The sequence below is a fragment of the Lysinibacillus sp. NPDC097279 genome (assembly GCF_044761745.1).
Lineage (GTDB): Bacteria > Bacillota > Bacilli > Bacillales_A > Planococcaceae > Lysinibacillus.
This window is the reverse complement of the sequence record NZ_JBIWDA010000002.1, coordinates 712,217-735,716: the sequence shown is the minus strand read 5'-3', so window position 1 is coordinate 735,716 and position 23,500 is coordinate 712,217. Positions and strand designations below refer to the sequence as shown.

Below are 23,500 nucleotides of genomic sequence, written 5' to 3'. Positions count from 1 at the left end.
CAAAGAAAACTAAACAACCAGTCGCCGGTTCAATACCGACAACTGGTTGGATAATGCTTTTTTGATTATTGTCTTTTATATGGGGGTCAGTCCCATTAGTATTAGGTAGCTTTTTTCTAATTTTTATTGTTCAACTGCTTCTTTTTGTTTTTCTGCAGTAGCAACAGGGTCTGGCTGTTTCACTAGCTCTGTCGCAATACGCTCTAGCTCTGGTCGCAATGTGTGCTTACCAGCGTAGCTTTCGATTAATTCCTTCACATCAATACCTGATGTTTCTTTTAATGTTTCTTGTAGTGTCGACATTAAGTTCGTTGCATAAGAAGTCACCTTATTGGCACCACTTCCACCTTCACCGCCACCAGTGTCCACAACTGTAATTTTATCAATATTACCAAGTGGGCTAGCAAGCTCTTTCGCATACTCTGGCATCATGCGTACAACCATATCAAGAACAGCTGCTTGACCGTAGTATTCGAAGGCTTCTGCAATTTTACGTTTCGCTTCGGCTTCTGCAAGACCTCGTAGGCGAATAATATCCGCTTCTGTTTCACCTTGTGCACGCTCAGCATCCGCTTTCGCGATACCATCTAAACGAATCTTCTCCGCTTCTGCCTTTGCTAACGACTCAATACGATATTTCTCAGCATCTGCTTGTGCAAGCTCACGCATTTTTTCAGCTTCTGCATTTTGTTCTATAGCATAACGATCAGCGTCTGCCTTTTTCTTCACTTCTGAATCGTATTGCTTTTCACGACGTAAAATTTCTTTTTCTTCTAATTCAATTTGCTTTTGACGTTCGATAATGCGAATTTGCATTTCTTGTTCCGTTACTTCCTGTTTCGCACGTGCCGTTTCTAATTCATACGCTTGGTCTGCACGAGCTTTTGCAACATCTTGCTCACGACGGAATTCCGCTACTTTTAATTGATTTTCTTTCTCGGCTTCAGCAATTTCTGTTGCACGTTCAAGCTCAGCTTTTTGCGCTTCTTTCGATGCTTCTGCACGTTTAATACGCGTTTCTTTATCTGCTTCGGCAGTCGCAATATCTGCATCTCGTTTCACTTGTGCAATCCTTGGCTTACCAAGTGAATCAAGATAACCATTTTTATCGCGTACATCTTTAATTGTAAAGGAAACAATGACAAGACCCATCTTCGCTAAATCTTGTGAAGCTACACGTTGTACCTCTTGCGAGAATTTATCACGGTTTTTATAAATCTCTTCAACTGTCATAGATCCTAAAATCGAGCGTAAATGGCCTTCCAATACTTCACGTGCTTCCCCTTCACGTTCTGACTTTTGCTTCCCTAAAAACTGCTCTGCAGCTGTAGCGATTTCTGAAATCGAACCACCAATTTTAATAATCGCTGTACCATCTGCCATTACTGGCACGCCCTGCTCTGTATACACTTCAGGTGTTGTAACTTCTAATTTACTTGATAATAAGCTTAATGGTTGCGCTTGCTGGAAGATTGGGAAGACGAATGTACCGCCCCCACGAATAATTTTAATGCGATTTCCTGACTCATCTTTATGTACATTTTTTGAGCCAAGATAGCTACCTGTTACAATCAGTGCTTCATCAGGACCCGCTGTTCGATACTTTGTTACATACAGTGCCACAAGAGCGATTAATATAAATGCTACAATTCCTAGAACGATCAAAATTTCCATTGACATATTAGTATCTCTCCTTTAAATAAACTTTTTTTCATAGGCTCTCACATAAAGAGTGCCTGCCCTCACTTCAACAACAAGGACTGTCGTATCATAATCAATTACCTCATTGTCAAAGCCCACAGCTCGCTTTGCAATCATACCGCTCGTAGTCTCAATAACTACTTCACCAAAGCCATCAGACGGTATTGGTACAATCACCTTACCTAACTGACCTTCAAGTGATTCTTCTGTATAGGCCAATGAGACATCTGCTGATTTTAGTGGAACGAGAATAAATAAATAAAAAAGGGCACTTAAAATAACTCCTATTACAGCAGCTACACCGATATTCCAAACGCTAGGGAAAAAGGCTAACTTCTCTAAAATAAAACCAGCTGCTGACATCAACGTAATGAAAGATAGAATGACACTTGGATTTAAAATCGGTAGACTTTCTCCTACGCCCTCGACGGCATCACCGAAAAACATAAACAAAACGGTTGCCAGTCCCGCGAAAATTAATACCACTAAATAAATTTGCTCCAATGTATAGCCAAATAGCGTCAAGTAGATCACCTCTTTTCAACGTATTACCTACTATACGGTTACACTTTGAAAAAAGTTTCAAAATTTTTAATAAATAAAAACATTTCGTATGTACTATCTTATTTACAACAACTTGCTTCAAGATAAAATATGATGGTTTTTTTATTAACTATGTACCCCCCTTAAATTAACTTTAAGGATAACGAATAATACGTAATTGCACATAATGTCTGCCATACTTTGTTGCTCGTTCTTCAGATTCTACTAGAATATCTAACTTATACCCTTTAATGGCCCCTCCAATATCAGCTGAAATAGCTCTAAATGTTTCATAAGGTGTCTTTATTTCCACGATTGTTCCTAACGGTAGTACTGTAGGATCCACCGCAACAATCCTTAAACTATTATAATAAATGGTTTTACGAACATTAATGCCTGTTACAGTAATGCCACTACAACCATTGCAATCTGGACCATAATATGATGCATTAAATTGCAACCACTTTTTAGCGGTTGGTTCTTGTCTTTCTTCGTTGCTAATCGTTTGTATTTTCTCTTTAGAAGACGTATTCATATTTTGTTTAACTAGCAAGATTTTTTCCTTTTTAATCATTGTTTCATATTTTAACCTCTGCTTTTCCTCTTCTTTCAGTACTCTTTCTTGCCTTATTGTCTCGGCTTTACTGCGAATCAATTTCATTGAGGTTTCTAACCTAATCTTTGATGAATTTTGCAATACTTCTTCACCATTAGGTATGCTTTTATCTAGTTCTTTTTCTTCCAAAGTAAAGTTAAATAACATAAAAACTAGTACTGCTATAAACATTACTTTATATACATTCATTAGAATACCTAGAATTCTTCAAGAGAAAAACCCTTGTGAAATTCTGTCCTTTTCAATTATTTCATCTAATATAGGTTTTATTTCAGTTCTTATTATGTATTTATGTACTAAATCTTGTGTGCTAAGTATTTTTTATTAATATATTGATTGTCTTTAAAAATGCTTCTACTGTTTTAATTGTTTCTATTTCTAAATGTTCCATTTCCGCTGAAATCGTTAAATTTAATTTACCCATTTCCTCGTATGCTAAAGCCATTGCATAACGATCAATTTTATTTCTATTCAAACTTCTATTGTTGGAAGCCTTCATTTTTCTCCTTCCCTTCACTTTAGCTTTATTCAAATCATTCCATATATACCTGTTTTTCTATAAAATCAATAAGCGTATTCAGCCTTTCTAATGTTTTTTCTTTTTCAGTTTGAATTTTTGATTGTTCAATGTGCTTTGTAATATTCACTAGTTTTATTTGAAATGCTTGACTTTTATGTAAAAAGTCTTTCATGTTAGTGTCACTTTCAAACACTCTTCCTTGATTAATAGCACCAAAAATATAACCAAAATCTAACGTCAATTCTTTTAATAATTTATTTATTGTATCCATATGAATCCCTACCTTATATATTTTTAATGTATTTTTTTAATTATTTCATTTAAATAATTCTTTATTAATCACTTTCACTTTACTAAGCGCTTTTAACTTATTTTCTCTAATATTTTGTGATTTGGATAATAGCTATTTAAATATTCTTTAAGGCTTTTTAAACATGTAATACTATTATCAATAATCGACTTTCTCAAAAAGCCATTATATAAATAAATTAAATTTTTTAGCTCCACAACACAAAATATATTTTCTGGATTATCATCTAATTGAACTAAACTATCATATTGAATATTAAAACTTTGTGATTGTTGATAAATAAATTTCGTATCATTATCACCTTTAATTAATTCTAGTTCATCCTCATTACATGTATCCATCAGAATTAAACTAGATAAAGAACTATCCATACATTTACATTCTAAAATATTCCCTCCCTCATCGCTTAAAATAACATTTGTAATTCCTCCGTTAAAGTCTCTCAATAATTCGTCTGAAATATTACTTTCATTGAAAAGAACTAGCTCTAAAATAGCTGTTGTTTGTATTTCATTCACAATAAAACCCCCTAGTATTACACTAAACTAACATATTTTTCTCAACCATATTAGATTTGCTCTTATCTTATCACGAACAGATGTTCGTTTACAAGTTTATTTTAGAGAATTTTTACATTTTATCTATGTTCAATAAAAAATTCCTTCAAATTAAAGGATCACGCTATTTTTGCTTAAGAAATGGTATTAATTGCGCTCTAAAATATAGATCTATTCAACTCTATACGATAATTAAGAATTACTTTGCTTAAAAATCGACAATAAAAAAAACTGGTATTCGCACCAGTTCTATAGCTCTATATTAAAATGACCATAATTTTTTTTCATAAAATCAAAATCTAATTTATGTTTAAGAACAGAATAACTTATATACTTATTTTCCTTGTTCGCAAAACCTGTATCATATTTTATCGCGACGTTCTCAAGTAGTTCTTTATTAACTATTTTTATTTCATTATCTTTTATCATGTCCCATATATACCACATCATCCCCGATATTTGTATTGTACTGGCAATTAAATTATTATTATCGAAAACTATTTTTGCTAATTCTAATGCTCTATTTCCGAAAGAAGCTCTCAGTTGAATATCGCTACTTTTTACATTTGCCTTTTTAAAAATATAGGTATTATCAGAGAAGTATTTTTGCCCTTGTTTAGGGATTAAACTAGTAGAAAATACTTTGTCTAATTTTTCAAGCTTCCAATAAAGCTCTTCTGTAATATTTATTTTTCTTTTATAACCTTTATTACTCGTCAATGTTGCAAAATATTCGTCATTCTCATGGCTTAAATCTCCCATTTTTAAATTTAGTATTTCGCTATAGCCTTCTCCTTTTATTCCTTCGAATAAACATAATAAAAAAACCGCATGTCTTTGGTCATCAAAGAAACGCATATAAGTTAACAATTGTTCTCTTGTGTATCTGACAATTGACGCTTTAAAAACGAATCTACCACAATATTCCATATCAATAATACTTGGTAACCTCTGTGACCGATTTTTTGTATGCCCGTTCATTATAGCCCAATCGATATATCTAGAAATAAAACCTATGGATGCACTTAGCGGTTGTGGACTTGGGGATTTTAAACTATAAAACAATTCTTCTAATTCCACTTTATTCATATCAAAAATATCTTTATTTTTTTGATTTTCAATAAGAGTCGCTTTATTGAAGAGCGAAAAATACGTAGTTAGACTATTATCCTTTACATCTAAAGTTCTTAAATACCATTCCTTAATATCCTTATTAAATACATTATCTTTCAGCATCAGTTGTACCCCTCATTTTAAATTAAATTCTCAAATACTTTCTGAAGTTTTTTTCTATTTTGAACGCTTAGTCCACCATATTGAAGAATGCCAAGCTCTTCCCATATCGAATTTTGTATAGAGAAGTCTAGCTGATTTAAATAATTTCTCAAACTTTCGAATGGAATATTTTTTTTATACATTTGAGCAGCTAATTCAATATGGCCAATGAACATTCGATTTTTAAACATTAGTGAGTTTTTATCATGTAAATGTTCTTTATAATACGCAAAAAGATACATCATATATTCATTTATCACTTTAGCTATCTTTACTACCTCTATACGATTTTCTAATTCAAAACTATTATCTATAGCATTTGATAACTCTGAAAAAGTAACTACCTCACCATATGAATATTTAATATTGGAATTAGAAGTAATTCTTCCCTTCAATTCCCCTTCCACCTTTAATTCAATCACAACTTCATCAGATAACTTATCCTTAGCCAATTCTTGCAATCTTGGTTTTGGAATCGGATTAGCTTTTGCCATATCTACTTGAACTCTTTTACATTGTGCTTCTGTCATATTAGAAATGATGACAATCATATTACCTTCTAGCTCAGTCTTTTTCATGTAGGCATTATAGATAGAGAAAGTTCGATGTGCACCATCTAAAACGTCCAATATAGTTCCTTCTAACAATGTCAGTGTTTTTTCTTTTTCATTGTAAAATAATTCTAATCCTTCATTTCCAGTACCAACTTTTGCATTATATCTCAAAGTTGAAGTAATCAAATCTCCATTTAATGTTTGTTTTTCAATCTCACGTAAGGATTTCGGATTTAGATTCATCACTTCTATAATTTCGTTTTTTAACTTTTTCTTTTTTGCTTGCCGCTGAATATTGGGGTTATACATCGTAATGCCACTCATCCATAGCTTACCGATAATTACATTTGGAATAACTACTGTAAATTCGTTATGTCCTGTTTTTATTACATTTTCAAAAGAATAAGGTAACGTAATAATATCTTCATAGGGAGATTCTCTTTTATATAATCTTAATTCTTTGATTTCAGAAGGATTTAGCCATTCTTCAATCCAATTACTATTAGTTTCTTCAATTTTTAAATTAAATTGTTCACCTAATAATAATAACTCAAATAAATTTGCTTCAATTAGCACATCTTCCTCGTTAATCATTTCTAAAATATTTCCTATATTTATGTTATGTCTATTAAGATGAATGGAAATCTCATCTAAAAATAAATCATTTTGAACGATTAATGGAATTTTAGCTTTAATATCTTCAACTAATAATTCTCTGGTTTTACCGATCTTCAAACTTTACACTCCCTTGTTTTTCCATTAATTATCTAATTATTTCAATAGTACCATATGCAATATTAAAATGTAACTACAATAAATGAATTAATTAAATTTATATTAATTTATTTCGTTTGATAATTGCAATTTCTTTTATCTACATTTATATAGGAAGAAACAATTTAAAATTGTATATTCTAGATTTTTATAGATTAATTAATTTAAAAAAACATTGAATTATTAATCAATGCTATTATAATTAGTTTATGTAAGAGCTATTATTTTACATTAAAGGAGATGAGGGTGTGGCCCATCAAACAGTTAAAGATAATAAATACACTCAGTTAGTTTTATCAGATGAAACAGTTATTAAGGAATTGTTGACATTTAGAGGTTCGATTGATGATACGATGTTAAATGGAAATCAAGTAGGATATACATCCAGCACTTTAAAAATGAATACAGAAGTGATTAGTTTATTTGCAGATTTAGATGGATTAATAAAAAATTGTTTGAATGAAGAACAGATTGAATTACTTAGATACATAGCTAAAGACTTTTCTTATCATAAAATTGGACAACTTCTAAACATACCTATTAAAACGGTTGGACGAAGATTAAATACAATTTGTTTACGAATAAAACAAGAAAACGATCGACAATGGAGAAAAACCATATATACACAGAAATTAAACTTAAAATCAAAACGATGTAGCAAATGTAAAGAAGTTCTTCCTGCTACTGATGAATTTTATAGTATTAATAACAGCAGCAAAGATCTATATCATTCACAGTGTAAAAAATGCAAAAAGTAATACAAAATATATTTGGGCGAAAAAAGTAGTTTTTAAGATACACTAATCAACTTAATAAGTAGAAGGAGCAATCATATGAAACTACAATTACCTCACGCTACCGTAGAACTCAATATAAATCTTCCGATAAAGGAAAGAGTTCAATATGTAAGCTTTATGTTAGAAAATGAAAAAGTGGTATATAAGGGTGAAGAAATCTCTTTAGAATTATATTTTAGTCTCACAGCAAATACATACAATACGTTAATCTTATTAGACATGATAGGCTATTATATAACTAAAGGATATTTTACGAAAGAGGAATTATTATTAGAAGAACAAAATTTAATATTTATTAAAGAAACGAAAAAGCGCAATAAGAGACGTAGAGAAATTGCCAAATTACTTAAAAGTCATGGAGCACAGCACCGCTTGCAAGATAATTATGTATTGTCTCATTATAAACAAAAAGAAATTAAAAAAGGCTCAATTCGACATAATACATTTTCTAATACTTCTTATTTAGAAGCAATCTCATTTGGAATCGAAGAAGTAGAGGAAGATTAAATCTGATAAATAAATTAATACAAAATACATAATGAAATTTTCAAATGTATCTATGCACTTGCATGGATACATCATGAAGGTTTCATATTAAAAAAAGTTTATCACATTAGTACATATCGTAAAATTGGAAATTAACAATATATAGTAGGTGGTGTTAATTAAATGAAATAATATAAAAAACAAATTGAAACCTTCGGAATAAACCTCTTTAGGAAGTGAAGACAAAGGAGAATGAAAATTGTAAATAATTTATCTAAGTTTTATCAACGATTGAAAAATGATGAAAAATTACTTCGTTTACTGTATTACCTACCAAAAGATTCATTAGACGACCCGCTTGATGAGTCAAAATTGGAAATCTCTCAATTACCTAATAAAGATTTAATTTTAAACAACATATTAGTTATTGGGGATAAAACAAGCGATTTAATAATAGATTCTGCGTTTTGTCGTATTTGTTTATATACTGGTCCACGAACACCTCAAAAACATTATCTCAAAACAACAAATCATTTTACTGAAAATCCCTATTCTAGCACGCAGCAATATATTTTTGATATTTATACACCGAATACCATTAATAATGTAGATTTTCGACTTGATTGGCTCGGCGAATCCTTGAATGAAGCACTCTTTCATGAGGATCTCATAGAGTTTAAAGAGTTAAAATTCCACAGTGGGATGCCGCTTTTAAATATGCCTGACGGTTTTGTAGGATATCGTTGGATTTTTACTATCCCTTCCAGCCAAAAAACACGAGGTTTAAAATGATGAGCATTTCAACAATAAAAGCATTTGGCAAGCCAACCCCCTATAAGGGACTCCATCTTCATCCTATCCGAATGATAGATGCTGATGAATTTTATGATTGCGTGCAATGTTTACTCTTGCCTAAAAGCGACTTTCAAGAACCCGAAGTAATTCGAATGTCGTATTTCATGTTTCTCCTCGCCCTCTCCCAAAATAATGATGGTAAGGATTTAGTAGTTAAGCTAATTGCTCTATATCGCTTAATCTTTAAAACAGAAAATATACAGTTAACCGTCAATGAAAAAGGCATGGCATTTATTATTGTCGACGGTATTTCATTACACGAACGTGATTTTGATAAAATCAAGACCATTATTAGCGAGCAAAACCTTATCGATTTAGATGATGAATTCATTGATCCAGGTACTAAAAAAGCGATTCAAGAGGCTCGAGCATTTATGGCTAAAAGGAAAACACGACAAGCAGATATAGAACAGCAAATAGTTGCCTACCATTGTAAATCTGGGCTCCCCTATCACGAAATAAAAAACTTAACCCTGTATCAATTTCATAAAGGGTTAATAAGAATGGATTATATGGTTAGTAGTGATGCAATCTTAAATGCTCGTTATTCTGGTATGGTTGAATTTAAAAATGAGCAAGACCTTCCTCACTGGTTAGGACATATAGAAGAACCGAAGAAAAATGAAGATGTCATTATGACAAAGACAGCATTTGATAAGCAAATGAAACAACTAGGACTTAATCCTAGTTTAAATAAAAAACAATAATCTAAAAGGATGGTAATTTATTATGACACAACAAAATCAATTTTTAACTTCAGTAGCAAATGTACGTTTATTCGATCGTTTAACGGATGAATTAATTCTTAATGGGAAAACATTGTTAAATTCATCAATGACGCAAGCAATTCAAACACAAGCAATTCATGCAGGTAAAGGCTCTAAAAAAGTTTATGAACTTAACTACCAAAAAGAATTAACATTCTCTATTGAAGACGCTGCATTCGATACTGCTTATATTGCATTACAAAATGGGACAGAAATTAATCACCAATTAGCTGAATTCTATACAGATGAAATTATTTTACTTGATGACAGTGGTAAAGGTTCATTAGCTAATACGCCTATTGGTAAGGTCCATGTGGAACAATTGAATGGAACATTCTCACAATACGCTCCTACGGGCAAAGATATTTCTGTTCCAGCTTTAGCTGGCAAAGAAGTGCAAGTTGTCTATGCAGTACAGGAAATGATGGATACGATCGAAATCTCAGCAGATTCATTCCCGAAAGCTGTGCGTATGGAGTTAAATGTTGATATTCGTTCGAATAATGGAAAAACAGGTGAAGTCATTATTGAAGTGCCTAACTTTAAACCAAATGGTGCAGTTGAAATTTCAATGACGCATGAAGGGGTAGCTTCTTCTTCCCTAGCAGGTAGCTCACTAGCTGATAAAAAAGGAAACTACGCATACATTAAGCTTCGTAATTTAACGGACGAAAAAGTACAAGTAACAGCACTAGCTTCAAATCCTTCTCGTCTAATTCTTGATTCAACGGTTCCAGGAGATTCACAACAAATCACTGTACTAGGTATTCGTGGTCCTGGTTACAGTAACGTGCTGTTACAAAACAGTGATTTAACTTGGACTTCAAAAAATTCAACTATTGCAAGTGTTGATACAAATGGCATCGTAACTTTAGGCGCAAGTGCGACATCGAATGATCAAACAATTATTGAAGTAACAGATGGTACATATCTTGAAACAATTACAGTTGATGTAATTTAAATGAATTAATGAAAAATGGGTAGAGAATAATTCTCTACCCTTTTATTTCAATGAAGGAGTCGAGAAAATGACTAAACGTGAAACGAAACTAACACTAGCAGATATTCAAAAAAATGCTGATGAATTAAATAAAAAACAAAAGTTTTACATTGATAAAAATCTTGGGAAATTTATTTATTACTACCCAAAGTTCAGTAAACGTAAAAAAACAATGTTAATAAATGATTTAGCAAGTACATTTGAATATGTTCAACAAAAAAACTTGGATTTCTTTAAAAATGACCATGAGCTTCAACACTATATCCTCTTTTTAATTATCAAACATTTTACTGAACTAAAAGCTGAACTGAAAGATAAATCAATTGAAACTCATTTTGCTACTATGCATAATCTAGTAGAAATTGGCTGGTATGACGTATTCCTATTGGAAATGTTCTCAGTACAAGAAATTTCAAGTGTTCTCGAAGAAATTAATAAGCAATTAAATATCAGTATTCAGTTTTTAGAACTTGAAAAACAATTGATGAGTAAATTAGAACCCGATGACAAAATTCAATGAATTTAAATAGTTAAAATTTTGAACTACTCCCCTACCTTTTTAGGTGGGTATTTGAACATTTTAGGATATTTATATATTCATAGAAAATTTGATAAAGAAAGAATGCAGCAACTTTTATAGGCGCTGTATTTTTTGTTTATCTCATAATAGGAGGGAAAAACAATTGAGTACTAACGGTACACAATCAAATGAACCAATGGATTTATTAGTCGCACTAGGAGTCAATGACGCGGTTTCAAAAAAAAATATTAATACATATATAAAGAGATTAAAAAACATAAATACGCTTACGATAAACTTTGACGTAAAAGGTTTTAATACGACTTTATTTATCGAATATGAACAGCAAATGAATGCCCTTCAACAACATTTAGATACGTTAAACGTACAACTGCAAAATGTTGGAGCTGGATCATCCCCTACCCTTTCACAATTCAATGAATTCAAACAACAAATAACCACAACAGTAAAATCAATAGACAAGTTAAATGAAGCTATTGATGATAGCAAAGTAAATGTGAAATCATTTTATAAACGTTTAGCAAGCATTCCTACTGGTGACCTACAATCATTAGAACAACTACTAAAGCAACTTAAAATAGAAGTAGAAAAGGTTAATTCCAACCAAATTCAATTAAACGGCTTACAAGAAACACAACAAAGTCTGCAAAATCTCGAAACAACGTTATCTAATTTTTATGCTTTATATCATGCCTATGCAAACAATACTGACTTCGAACAATTATCTTCCCAAATCTCAGATTTAAATACGCAGATCAATGACATCCAGTTCGGTGAAGGTTTTAATATTGCAGGATTATCAGAAATCTCAAGCCAATTAGAAAACATTAACCAAGGTATTATGGGCTTTAGCAAAAATACGAAAGAGGCCTCACAAAGTTCTACTTCACTTGGTGACACATTCTTAAAAGCAATAGATACGACTAGCACACTTAAAGAGATCTTTGAAAATACGGAGAGAAGTGTTGGCACATTTGGAAAAACACTTTTATCAGCAACAGGTATCGGTTTAGGCTTTATGGCGGTAGATTTTGTTATAGGGAAAATCAGTGAGAGTATTGCAAAAGCAAAGCAGAAGGCAGAAGACTTTGAAGCTGCTCAAAAAGAAATGTTGAATACTTATGACCACAATTCAAGTACAATTGATAGTTTAATTCCTAAATATGAAAGGTTAAGCGAAATTGTTAATAATGGCAATGCTGATAATATAACACTTGCTGAATACCGCGATATCCAAAATGAATTGGCTACGCTTCTCCCCTCACTTGCCACAGGTGAAGAAGAATATGGTAAGAAAATGGTCGGCTCAGTTGAAGCTATTAAAATAAAGACAGCTTTATTAAAAGAGCAATTAGCAATTGAGAAGGAAAATGTTAAATCTGCGGAAGATAAAACTAGAAAAACTCTCATGGAGGATAAACTAGATACAAATCAATCAAATATTAACCGTAAACTAATAATGTTTGCTAGAGCAAATGATACAACAAATAGAATTAACAAAAATGCAAGTCCCGATTATAAAGTGAATTTTCTAGGAAAAAAGGAACACTTTTGGAATGACGATATACCCATTTATAATTCCATTGAGAAATTGCAAAAATTACTACCCGAACTAAAAAATAAACTCGCTGATGCAAAAATATCAGGAACTGAAGACGATGTAAAATATTTAAATTCATTAATATTAAGTACTGAACGCTATATAAATATATTACAAGATCCATCTCTTAAATTAACTCAACTAGCCCCTGAAATAAAAGTAAGCTATATTGAGAACTTAGATTCTATAATCAGTAAGAATGAAACTATAAAAGGAAGTACTGTAGATTTAGCCCAAACACTTAGCTCTAAATTAATTTTCTCATCGAATGTTGAAGAAGTCCAAAATTTACATTCAGCATTGGAAACTTTATTTCAAAATACAAATGCTTCAGAGTTTATTAATAATATTAATTCTCAATTTAGCAAACTAGAATATGCTTCTCCAGATAAATTTACAAAGACTCAAAAAGAAGTAGAAGATTATTTCGACGATATAAAAGGAAAATTAAAACTTGCTTATCCAAATATTGATGATACTAAACTAGCATCCATTCAAGAAGGCCTAAAACAACATCTTGGAAGTATCACAACTAATTACAAACAATATAAAAATGTAATGGATGCCACAGGATTGTCACTTCATAATTTCACTACAAGTGCTGTTGTATCAGGTAATGAGCTTGATAATCTAGCATCTAAAATGACAAACTATAAGGATGTTACTGAGAAAACGTTAGGTATTTCAAGCTCTTATGTAGATGCGTTAGATGATTCTTTATTTAGTTATGAAGCTTTAACAAATCAATTAGCTGGTTATTCTCAACAGACCTTAATTGATATCTTTAATAAAGAACAATTAACTGCTCAAGAACAAAATATAAAAGATCTATTAAATAATCGATACGAAATAATGCAAGATTTAGCTTCCGTCTATCCAGATCTTTTGAACAATGATTCTAAATTTATTGGCCTTTCTTCAGAAAAAATAAAAACAATGATTGCTGAAAACAAAGCAAATGATGCATTGTTATATGCCTATAAGTTATATCGTGAAAATAAACTTACTGAAGAACAAAAAGCCACCCTTGATCTTGCACTTGAAACGAATAAACGTATTGCAATCATTAATTATGAAATTGCAGCACTTGAAAAAATAAGTAAAAAAATTGACAATCCAACTTCTTCATCGGACATTACAAATCTACAAAATGAAATGAGCTACCATAGAACAGCAGCGAAGGTGGACCCTAAAAAAGCCGAATTAGTTGATTTAACTAACTTAAAAATAAAATATGGTGAAGAATTAAGCAAGATTGGTAAAAATGTTTCTTCAGTTAACACAGCTGAAAAAAACGCTAATAAAACAACCCAACAATCCACCTATATTACAGATACATATAAACAGTCACTAGAAAATTTAAATCTTGAAATTGAAAAGCAAGTAAAACTTCAATCTACCCTACCGAAGCATTCTGAAGAATATCGAAAATCATTAGAACAGCAATTAAAACTAGAAAAAGATAAATTATCGATTATAGAAAAACAAGCTAACTCTATTCAATCCCAAGTCTCTTCATCAAAAATCAATAAAACGGGGATGATTACAAGCAATGAATCGACATCAAGTACTGCCAAAAAAATAAGTGGATGGTCGGGTAAAATTACAAGTTCCTATGGAGGACGTCTAGATCCAATTACTGGTCAACCAGATAAACATTTAGGAATAGACATTTCAGCTAAAAAAGGGACAAGATTAGAGGCAAACGTATCTGGTACAGTCGTAAAAGCAGGTAATGCAGTAAAAAATAAAGAACATGAATCATATGGAAATATTGTAGTTATTAGAGATGATTCGGGCATTGAACACCTTTATGCTCATTTAGATAAAACAGTAGCAAAGGTTGGAGAATACATTCAGGCAGGAACTTATATTGGTGACACTGGAAAAGAAGGGCGGACAACTGGTCCCCACCTTCATTATGAAACGCGTAAAAACGGTCTACAAATTGACCCTACGGCTTATTATAATAATGCAAAGTCGGGCACTATACCTGATTCTTCTAACGTTGTTGCAACAGGACAACAAGCTATAGATCAAGCAAAATCTGAACTAATCAATTTGCAAATGGATATTTTAAATCAAAAAGAAGCCATTGCCAAATTAGAAAAGGAAATTATTGATGCGTACTTACTTCCGTTTGAATATAAGAAATCAAATTATGATAAATTTCTAGAAAATAGCGCTAATCGCTTAAAGAAATATAAAGAATCATCAAAGGAATACCGCAATGAATTAGACAAGCAAGCACAAGCATTAATTGAAAAAAAGAAAATTAATGTTGCTGAAATCGAGCAATTAAAACAGTTTATTAATAGTGGCCAACTATCAGCCGCTGTCGTTGCAGAGTATACTGAAAAACTACATGAATTAGGTAAAATTAATAGCGAAATTGATTTTGCAATTGTTGATGTTGATACATCGAAATTAGAATCATATGTAAGTCTTGTTAATGATTTAATCAATTCCTTTGAAGATAAACGTAAAACGAAAGATTCCGTCCTTGATTACGAATATTTGGTTCTAAATGAACTCGATACTGCATCCCTCAAATATCAACAATCACTTGAAAAAATTAATACAACCATGCGTGAAAAGCAAAATATTAATCGTCAAGAATTAAGTGATATTCAAAATTTAATGAATACGGGACAATTATTTGGCGAGGCATTAACGACAGCTAATGACAGAGCCACCGACTTAAAAAAGGATATCAAACAACTCCAGCTTGATATTCAAGATAATAATTATGAAATCATTGTCAATATTAAAACCCAATCAAATGTAGCTATTGCTGATATGCAATTTGAGAAAGACAGAGCAGAAGGAATTCGCAAAATGTATGAAGAAGGTTCTGCTGACTATGCCAAATATACTGATATCATGCTTAAGCAGCAAGAAAAGATTGCAGAGAAACATTTAGAAACAAGCAATAATTTAGCTAAAGAATTGAAACAGCAGGATATTACCATTGAGAAATCCAAACAAATTGAAGACTTATTAAAAGCGGAAACTTTAGCTTATATTAATGCCACATTAGCTGTAAAAGATTATACAAAACAGCTTGAAGAAGCAAATAAATCCAAGTTAGAAAAAATTGCCAATGATTTAATTTCCGCATATAAAGATTATGTTCAAGAACGTAGAGATGAACATATGAAATTAATTGAAGATGAAATCAATCAAGAAAATGAAAAACATGAAAAAAACATGAATAATCTTCAAGATGAAATGGATTTATTTCGAAAGAATGTAGAGGATAAATTAAAACTTCTAGATAGACAGGAATCAGAACGTGATTATGAAATGGAAATTGGCGATATGGAAAAAGAAAGAAATAATGTCCAAAGTCAATATAATCTATTACTACTTGATAACTCACATGAAGCAAAATCTAAGCGAAAAAAACTGCAAGAGCAATTAGATGAACTTGATAAACAAATTGCCGAACGTAGACATGATCGAGAAATTGAATTACGTAAAGAGTCTTTAAATGATGCGCTTGAAACAAAAGAAGAAGAAATAGACGAAAAAACCAAGCTTCAAGAAAAAGAACATGAAAATATCATCAATAACATTAATCGTGAAAAAGAATATTGGGAAAAACATTATAATGATTTACTTAATGATGAACGAAAGTTTGCACAATTAAGAAAAGACATTATGGCAGAAAACTTTGATAAAATTACTGCGGATTTTCAAGGATATATTAATGAAATGAAATTAACGATGCCAGGATTAGCAGATACAATGAATGGCACGATGAAAACAGTAGGTTTTTCTATTCGTCAAAATGTTATAGATCAGCTAGAAGAAGCATTAAATTTAATTGCTAAATTTAATGATTCCCAAATTGAATCAAATGTTCCACCAGAAGGCTATAATCCAGATATTGATAAAAATTATGGCAATGGTACATCATCAAAAGGTAATTTATCTGAAGCAAATCTCAAAGTTTTACTAGGAAAATTTTTAACTGATAATGTTGCGAATATGTTGACAGGCGCTGCAAAGGAACAAGCTCATTATAAAGGTAATATTTATGGAGAAGCAGGTCATAACCAAGGTGCTACTATTTCTAAAAATACTAGTTTTGACTCAGCAATATCAGGGCTAACTAATGCGGAGATGGAAACTTTAAAAGCATATTTTAAAGAACAATCTAATATAAGCGGCGGCGCATACAATGAATACTTTAATCAGTTTGTAAATGGTGGAGCTATAGGTGGAAATTCTGAAAACTCTTATAACAATGCTTCTAAATATGGTATTGGTACTTCACTTAGCGTAGGCGATTCTAGAGTGTTAACTGCTAAATACTTTAAAGATGTATTAGTCAACCAAATTAGTGACCCTACACAGCAACAAATATTACGCAATACAGCTGATAATATGGCTAAAGCAGGTAGAGATCAAGGCTCAAAAATACAGACGAATGCAGGTTACAAAGAGATAACGAATACTTTAAATTCAATGCAGATATCTCAATTAAAAAATATGATGCAAAATTACGTGGAATTTATTCAAAACCCTAAATTACAAGATTATTTTCGAAGTCATATAGCATCATTAGATTCTGGTGGCTACATGAATTGGTCTGGTAGTGGTATTGATGGTAAAGGTGGCAAAGCCATCATCGCACATCCGAATGAAATTATGTTAGATTCTGCAGATACTAAAAGTTTGTTTAACTCCATTAATGTCATGGATAAAATTTTTAGCACCCTATCCCCTCTGCCCGAATCATCCATGTTAAAAACTTATCTTTCTGAAGGGACTACATATGGCAATATAAACATCGAATTCAATATCGATAAAATGAATGGGGATATGAATGATCTCAATAAGTTTAGCAAAATGATTAACGACAACTTACTACGTAAGAAAGGAATGAGACCTTAGTGTTAGAATCAGTTCATTTTATGTATGATAATATTTCATCAAAAGATATGGGCGTTTATATTGGATGGTCTTCAGGTAATTTATTCGAAGAGAATTTTTTACCACAACGGCGTATTATCGAAAAGAAAATCGCTAATAATGAAACACCTTACTTTCAGAGAGTGGAACATGATCCACTCTCTTTTAAATTGTCTTTTTATCTTGATGATTGGGTAAATGAGCATGACTTAAGAAAAATTGCTCGTTGGCTCTTTCAGCCCTATTATAAACCACTAGTGTTTGATCATAATCCTAATCGAGTCATGTATGCACTTGTAGAAGGAGATTCTAGACTAATCCATAATGGCCTCAAACAAGGTTATGTCGAGTTAGCAATTCGTTGCGACTCACCTTACAGCTATTCGCATGAACAAATACTAGATAAAATCGAGTTCAGAAAATCGAATAAGGGCTATTTACTTCAGGATGACATTACTACATTTGCGGAAGGTCAGTGTCATAATATGAAAATTACTTCAAACGGATTAACTATTGATGAACTAACGAATACATGGGGCATCTTGTATGCCAATACTTTAAAATGGAGTGACATTTAACATGGAAACTACAACTAAATTAGACTTAAAAATTGTAACCGAAGATACCTTTGAACAGGATGATATTAAAGAGACCATTATTAACTATGGGGGAAATTTTACAAAGCTTGAACAATACTTAAAATCATCTACACAATCTATTGAGGATTTAAATGAAAATATTTTCTATTCAATCGGTCATGTAATATGGAATAAAACACCTGCAATCGGTAGCCATATTGGATGGGTTGCAACAAGAGAAGGCATCCATGCAAAATCGAGGAAAACGAATAAGGATTATATTGTTGGCGAGTTAATAAAAGCTGTACCTGACAATGGTGGTTTATATGAATGTGTAGTGGATGGCAGAAGTTCAACTACCTCCCCTACTTTTCTTACTGTATTAAATCAAGAGTTCTATGATACAAACGGCAACAATTGGCGCAGGGAGTATAACTATGAAGTTGGCGATATTGTTTACCCTACTAATGGTAGCAAACAATACTACTACATTTGCGAAACAGCAGGATTATCTTCAACAGTTGAACCTGAATGGGCTTCAATTCAAAATGGGGTCACTTCCATTGATGGCTCTGTCGTTTGGCGTAAAGCAAAAACAATTAAATGGAAACGGATCGGCAGCAGTTGTGAATTTAGACCGTTTGGCAAAATAGAATAGAGGTGGTGCTTACATGAAAAAATGGAGTTCAATTGTAAACGTAAAGGGCTCTTATATCTCTAAAATTCATTCAATTACAAATAACGCCCAAAAATATTTTACTACAATTGCCACAAATATTTTAAATGTCCATGCACAACAAGTCGAATTTTATTATTCAGTTTCATACGATGCAGTCAATTGGACAAAATGGCAGCCATTAAATTTATATAGTACAGATTTAGTAGATCAATACGGACTTCAAGGTTTGGCATTTCGCTATAAAATTGTTATGAGTGCTACGCAAGAATATCAAAAGCCATATATTCAGGCATTTTCTATTAATTTTGACCCATGTGCCGTTGTAGAAAACTTAGGTGATTTTAATATTAAGCCTAAGCTATGGATTACAAAAACAAACGGCAATGGATCAATCGAAATCATAAACACGATGACAAATCAAAAAATGCAATTAGAAAATCTAATCGATAATGAAGAAGTTTATATTCATTGTCAGAAAGAAGAAATCGTGTCAGATAGACAAAATTCAGGTGTCTATCGCTATGATGATCATAATGATGAATTTTTAGAATTACTAGTCGGAAACAACTACATTAAAGCAAACGGTGATTTTGATATGCGTATTAGGTATCAGCATCAATTTATTCAACAATAATTTCAGTGAAAGGAGGTGATAAAGTGAATATAGGTGACATTAATTATGATTTAAAAACAGTTAAACCTAGAGTTTTCCTATGCCGCCCTGATAAAAAGACAATCGCACCACTAAGTGAAGCCTATGATATTAGCTATAGTACAAAACTATCGGTATTAAATGAACTATCATTTAAGATTCCAACTGTTATTTTTCAAGACGGTGTGCCAATGGACAATAAAAATATACAAGCGATTAAAAACCGTTATTTATTTAAACTGAAATTTGGTCCTATTACGGAATACTTTCTATTAAATGAATCGAACAAATCGTATAGTGATGATGAATATATACAGTATTCTGCCCTATCGTTAGGTGTACAATTAAGTGACAAAAATATTAGAGACTTCGAGGTAGTTAGTAAAACACTTGCACAAATAGCTACAGAAATATTGTCTTCTACTAATACGAAATGGAAGATTGGTTATGTCGATAGCTTTTTCGAAACGTATCGAAGCTACGAAGTTTCCTCAAATAATATTTTAGAAATCATTTATGAATTAGCAAACTTATGGAATGCACTTATCGTATGGGACACGCTTAAATGTGAAATAAACTTCTATAGACCCGATAATATTGGCAACAATAAAGGATTTTACATTCGGGATGGCAAATATTTAGAAAGCTTTAATTTATCTACTAATACGATTGATACCATCACTCGATTAAAAGTATATGGCCAAGAAGGACTTACCATTCATCGTTTAAATCCAACAGGACAGTCTTATCTGGAAGATTTCAGATTCTATCTCTACCCCTTCAAACAAGAAAATGGAGTCGTCGTTAGCCATTCAGAGTATTTGAGTGATGAGCTTTGTATAGCGCTAGAAGATTACCATACATTAGTTGACTCATTAGCAGAAAAGTTTACACATTTAACGACAACCATCACAACACAAACAGCTATTATCCAAACTGAAAGTCAACGCCTTAGTACTTTAATTACTCAAAAAGTGATTATAGAAGATGAATTAGATTTATCTAACGCCAATTTTCAATCCAACTCCCCCGCTCACTTGGATATTATTAATCGATTAGAAGTAAAAAGAAATGAGATATCCAATCAAGAAGCATTTATTAGAGAGTTAAATTATCAACTAAAAAACTACGAAGATGAGTTAGAACAATTAAGAAATCAATTACAAAGAGAAAATAATTTCTCAAATGAACAGTTAACTGAGTTATCTAATTTTGAAATTGAAAAAGAATATACGAATGACTCCATTGTCGATGATCAAGATTTATTAGAAGAAGCGCAGGAAGTTTTCAGGAAATACTTAGAGCCTAAAATTAAATTAGATATGAATATCATTGATTTTTTAACAGTTGTAGAATGTCAAAATGATTGGGATAAGCTCAATTTGGGGGATATCGTTTCTGTTCGTTACAATCGATTACTAGTAGATATAAAAGCTAAAATAACGGAAATTACATATGACTTTGAAAGAGAAAGCATTTCGGTTATTATCACCAACGAAATTGATGAAAAAAACACTTGGTTAGAGCAGCTTAGCAAAGCTGGTAATACCTCTACCCTCGTCCAAATGGAAAAATGGAAATGGAATCTTTCCGAAAAAAACAACGGGGCCATCAATGACATCATTAATAATAAATGGGATTCATTAAAAAATGCAGTGATGGCAGGCTATAATCAGCAAATTGAAATCAATGAACGGGGTATTACTGTAAAAGATTTAACGGATCCTTTAAGCTGGCTAGTCATCCAAAATGGATTTTTAGCAATTACAAACGATAATGGAAACTCGTGGAAACATGCTATTTCGAAAGATGGTATATTTGGCGAGCGAATTTTCGGTAAGATTATTTCTGGTGTGAATTTAATCATCGAGGATGAATCAGGTATTTGGCTGACACAAGGTTCACGTACAACAATTTATAATCGGAACGGTGATGAAGTAATGCGTTTGGGGCTAGTGACAGATGAGCCAGACCCAGAATGCTTTGGATTAACTTCATGGAATGATATTACGAAGGTTGCTATTACAACTTGTGAAGGATTTTCAGTTAGTCAAAAAGACGGTGACGCATGGAAGAAAATTTTATGGGCGCATACAGACGGAACATTATATTCTCGAAATATGGTAGCTGAAAATATTAAAATCGTTAACAATCTAGACCAATTAATTTTAGATGCTGAAAATAATTATTTTGATATTGGTTTATTTGACAAAATTGTTGCAGATGGAAAATTAACGACGCTTGAAAAATTGGAGCTTATTAAAGAATTATATAAAATTCACTCGGACTACCAGCTACTACTTCAACAAGCACAAAAGTATATACGAAGTGAACGAGATAATGAGACAGATGTAAATGGCCCATTTGATACAACTACCCAAACCTTCCCTACTGTCCATTCGATAACAGATCGATACTCAACAAGTAAAGTTAAAGAAGTATATTTGACATTAATGAACTACATAGCTAGCTACATCAAAATCTTAAAGAACGGTTATCTTGAGTCTCAAAACTTAGAAATTGATATGACAGACCCCCTTACTGAATCCACGAGCCCCATTGAAGATCGTGGCTTTTTTGTGCAAAAGTTTAAAGACTATTACGATGAGGCAACACGTTTACGACAAGCAATCGAAGACTCCTTGTTTTATTCAGGCATTCATATGGGTTCTTATAATAATAATTTAATCATGAATGAATTTGGGTTTATCGCTGTTCGAAATGATGGCAAATACCGCGCTTTCCTCAATGCGACAAATGGTCTTGCCCTGCAAAAGTGGGAAAATAATCAATGGGTAAGTAAGCTATTTGCTACACTTGGCGACAAAAAATGGGAAGACGGTACCCTCTACGCTGACGGACTAGTCACAAAAAATCTTCGTATTGTAGACGGTGATTTAGGTGATGCCATTACACTAAATTGGGAAAATGGTATTACAATCTACGGAAAAAATGGCGAAAAAATTAAGCTTAACGCTAATGAAGCAATTTCTATTTATGTGGAAAATGAAAAGAAATTTTATGTTGGCACTGATGGTAGACTTTATGCAAAAGATATAACCACGCACAATCTAAAAATTGTTGACGGGTCTTTAGGAGAGAAAATCATTTTCGACCAAACTAAAGGCATTACGATCAATGGGGATAACGGTGAACAAATACGTTTAAATGCTAATGAAGGAATCGCCATTGATGCCAAAGGTGACAAGCGTATTTGGATTGGTAAAGATGGGCTTATTTACGCGAAAAAGCTTCTAATTATGGGAAGTGATAGCGAAGAAATTATTAAAGATGTGGATGGCAGCTATATTTCAGATTTAACCGTCAATAAATTAAAAACACTTAATTCCAATCAACCACAAGACTTTATTCATATTAAGGACAATTTCTTTAAAATTAAAACTAATTATGGAGGTGCCGAAAAAGATAAGCTTACGATTACAGTAAAAGAAACAGGAGATGCCGCTTACCCACATATGACTTGGGGGGCTGGCGGTGATACAGGCTCTGGGAATAATGTTGGCTACCAGTACAAAAAAAGTGATGGTTTTTATTTTGATTATGTAGGCACTGATGGCCAAAAACGAGAATTTGCCCTTAAAAATGGCGATGAATCTATTTTAATGAAAACACCTCATTCTATGAACTTTGATGGAAAAAACATCAATTTCAAAGCTTCCACTGCAATTACTTTAGCCGTAGGAGAAAACAAAATCATCATAAATGGTGAGGGCGTTAAAGTGAATGGTACTCGAATCAACTTAAACTAAGGAGA

At 32.1% G+C, this 23,500-nt stretch carries 19 protein-coding genes; 11 read left to right on the top strand and 8 right to left on the bottom strand.

Annotation, left to right across the window (positions count from 1 at the left end; genetic code table 11):
• Positions 1-123: 123 nt before the first annotated feature.
• The 8 genes from ACIQ1H_RS13695 to ACIQ1H_RS13660 form a co-directional block, all read right to left on the bottom strand.
• On the bottom strand, positions 124-1,680 hold the full coding sequence (locus tag ACIQ1H_RS13695) for a flotillin lipid rafts scaffold protein FloT (protein WP_402889481.1): 1,557 nt from the start codon (positions 1,678-1,680) through the stop codon (positions 124-126).
• 15 nt (positions 1,681-1,695) lie between these two features.
• Complete coding sequence (locus tag ACIQ1H_RS13690; protein WP_173478423.1) at positions 1,696-2,226, bottom strand: NfeD family protein; 531 nt, start codon at positions 2,224-2,226, stop codon at positions 1,696-1,698.
• 172 nt (positions 2,227-2,398) lie between these two features.
• Complete coding sequence (locus tag ACIQ1H_RS13685; protein ID WP_402889479.1) at positions 2,399-3,049, bottom strand: 3D domain-containing protein; 651 nt, start codon at positions 3,047-3,049, stop codon at positions 2,399-2,401.
• Between the two features lie 121 nt (positions 3,050-3,170).
• The gene (locus ACIQ1H_RS13680) at positions 3,171-3,359 is read right to left on the bottom strand and encodes a hypothetical protein (protein WP_402889478.1); all 189 of its coding nucleotides are present in this window, start codon (positions 3,357-3,359) and stop codon (positions 3,171-3,173) included.
• Positions 3,360-3,393: 34 nt separating this feature from the next.
• A complete protein-coding gene (locus ACIQ1H_RS13675; RefSeq protein WP_402889476.1) occupies positions 3,394-3,651 on the bottom strand; it encodes a hypothetical protein in 258 nt (85 codons plus the stop codon).
• Between the two features lie 92 nt (positions 3,652-3,743).
• Positions 3,744-4,208 (bottom strand): hypothetical protein, encoded by a 465-nt coding sequence (locus tag ACIQ1H_RS13670; RefSeq protein ID WP_402889475.1) that lies wholly within the window; start codon positions 4,206-4,208, stop codon positions 3,744-3,746.
• Between the two features lie 288 nt (positions 4,209-4,496).
• Positions 4,497-5,483: a phage lytic cycle repressor MrpR family protein gene (locus ACIQ1H_RS13665; protein ID WP_402889473.1), complete on the bottom strand. Its 987-nt coding sequence runs from the start codon at positions 5,481-5,483 to the stop codon at positions 4,497-4,499.
• A 17-nt stretch (positions 5,484-5,500) separates the two neighbouring features.
• Positions 5,501-6,811 (bottom strand): ParB N-terminal domain-containing protein, encoded by a 1,311-nt coding sequence (locus tag ACIQ1H_RS13660; protein ID WP_402889471.1) that lies wholly within the window; start codon positions 6,809-6,811, stop codon positions 5,501-5,503.
• A gap of 287 nt (positions 6,812-7,098) precedes the next feature.
• Between ACIQ1H_RS13660 and ACIQ1H_RS13655 the strand changes: the two genes are divergently transcribed.
• The 11 genes from ACIQ1H_RS13655 (at position 7,099) to ACIQ1H_RS13605 (ending at position 23,495) form a co-directional block, all read left to right on the top strand.
• Positions 7,099-7,608, top strand: a complete 510-nt coding sequence (locus tag ACIQ1H_RS13655) for a hypothetical protein (RefSeq protein WP_402889469.1) — start codon at positions 7,099-7,101, stop codon at positions 7,606-7,608.
• A 75-nt stretch (positions 7,609-7,683) separates the two neighbouring features.
• Entirely contained in the window at positions 7,684-8,154 is a 471-nt protein-coding gene (locus tag ACIQ1H_RS13650) for a hypothetical protein (RefSeq protein WP_402889468.1), read from the top strand.
• Positions 8,155-8,385: 231 nt separating this feature from the next.
• Positions 8,386-8,925: a hypothetical protein gene (locus ACIQ1H_RS13645; protein ID WP_402889467.1), complete on the top strand. Its 540-nt coding sequence runs from the start codon at positions 8,386-8,388 to the stop codon at positions 8,923-8,925.
• Positions 8,922-9,695: a hypothetical protein gene (locus ACIQ1H_RS13640; protein ID WP_402889465.1), complete on the top strand. Its 774-nt coding sequence runs from the start codon at positions 8,922-8,924 to the stop codon at positions 9,693-9,695. Before ACIQ1H_RS13645 ends, ACIQ1H_RS13640 begins: the two co-directional genes overlap by 4 nt.
• A 22-nt stretch (positions 9,696-9,717) precedes the next feature.
• Positions 9,718-10,716 (top strand): hypothetical protein, encoded by a 999-nt coding sequence (locus tag ACIQ1H_RS13635; protein ID WP_402889464.1) that lies wholly within the window; start codon positions 9,718-9,720, stop codon positions 10,714-10,716.
• 67 nt (positions 10,717-10,783) lie between these two features.
• Positions 10,784-11,275, top strand: coding sequence for a hypothetical protein (locus ACIQ1H_RS13630; RefSeq protein WP_402889462.1), 492 nt, complete (start codon positions 10,784-10,786; stop codon positions 11,273-11,275).
• Positions 11,276-11,438: 163 nt separating this feature from the next.
• Positions 11,439-17,798, top strand: coding sequence for a peptidoglycan DD-metalloendopeptidase family protein (locus tag ACIQ1H_RS13625; RefSeq protein WP_402889460.1), 6,360 nt, complete (start codon positions 11,439-11,441; stop codon positions 17,796-17,798).
• On the top strand, positions 17,798-18,394 hold the full coding sequence (locus ACIQ1H_RS13620) for a distal tail protein Dit (RefSeq protein ID WP_402889458.1): 597 nt from the start codon (positions 17,798-17,800) through the stop codon (positions 18,392-18,394). Before ACIQ1H_RS13625 ends, ACIQ1H_RS13620 begins: the two co-directional genes overlap by 1 nt.
• 1 nt (position 18,395) lies before the next feature.
• The gene (locus tag ACIQ1H_RS13615; RefSeq protein ID WP_402889457.1) at positions 18,396-19,052 is read left to right on the top strand and encodes a hypothetical protein; all 657 of its coding nucleotides are present in this window, start codon (positions 18,396-18,398) and stop codon (positions 19,050-19,052) included.
• A 13-nt stretch (positions 19,053-19,065) separates the two neighbouring features.
• A complete protein-coding gene (locus tag ACIQ1H_RS13610; RefSeq protein WP_402889456.1) occupies positions 19,066-19,707 on the top strand; it encodes a hypothetical protein in 642 nt (213 codons plus the stop codon).
• Between the two features lie 23 nt (positions 19,708-19,730).
• On the top strand, positions 19,731-23,495 hold the full coding sequence (locus ACIQ1H_RS13605) for a phage tail spike protein (protein ID WP_402889455.1): 3,765 nt from the start codon (positions 19,731-19,733) through the stop codon (positions 23,493-23,495).
• Positions 23,496-23,500 lie beyond the last annotated feature (5 nt).

Coding starts and splice junctions, on each gene's coding strand:
- ACIQ1H_RS13635 (WP_402889464.1), top strand. CDS start 9,718: ATGACACAACAAAATCAATTTTTAACTTCAGTAGCAAATGTACGTTTA.
- ACIQ1H_RS13665 (WP_402889473.1), bottom strand. CDS start 5,483: ATGCTGAAAGATAATGTATTTAATAAGGATATTAAGGAATGGTATTTA.
- ACIQ1H_RS13675 (WP_402889476.1), bottom strand. CDS start 3,651: ATGGATACAATAAATAAATTATTAAAAGAATTGACGTTAGATTTTGGT.
- ACIQ1H_RS13645 (WP_402889467.1), top strand. CDS start 8,386: ATGAAAATTGTAAATAATTTATCTAAGTTTTATCAACGATTGAAAAAT.
- ACIQ1H_RS13695 (WP_402889481.1), bottom strand. CDS start 1,680: ATGTCAATGGAAATTTTGATCGTTCTAGGAATTGTAGCATTTATATTA.
- ACIQ1H_RS13680 (WP_402889478.1), bottom strand. CDS start 3,359: ATGAAGGCTTCCAACAATAGAAGTTTGAATAGAAATAAAATTGATCGT.
- ACIQ1H_RS13640 (WP_402889465.1), top strand. CDS start 8,922: ATGATGAGCATTTCAACAATAAAAGCATTTGGCAAGCCAACCCCCTAT.
- ACIQ1H_RS13615 (WP_402889457.1), top strand. CDS start 18,396: ATGGAAACTACAACTAAATTAGACTTAAAAATTGTAACCGAAGATACC.
- ACIQ1H_RS13685 (WP_402889479.1), bottom strand. CDS start 3,049: ATGAATGTATATAAAGTAATGTTTATAGCAGTACTAGTTTTTATGTTA.
- ACIQ1H_RS13610 (WP_402889456.1), top strand. CDS start 19,066: ATGAAAAAATGGAGTTCAATTGTAAACGTAAAGGGCTCTTATATCTCT.
- ACIQ1H_RS13650 (WP_402889468.1), top strand. CDS start 7,684: ATGAAACTACAATTACCTCACGCTACCGTAGAACTCAATATAAATCTT.
- ACIQ1H_RS13630 (WP_402889462.1), top strand. CDS start 10,784: ATGACTAAACGTGAAACGAAACTAACACTAGCAGATATTCAAAAAAAT.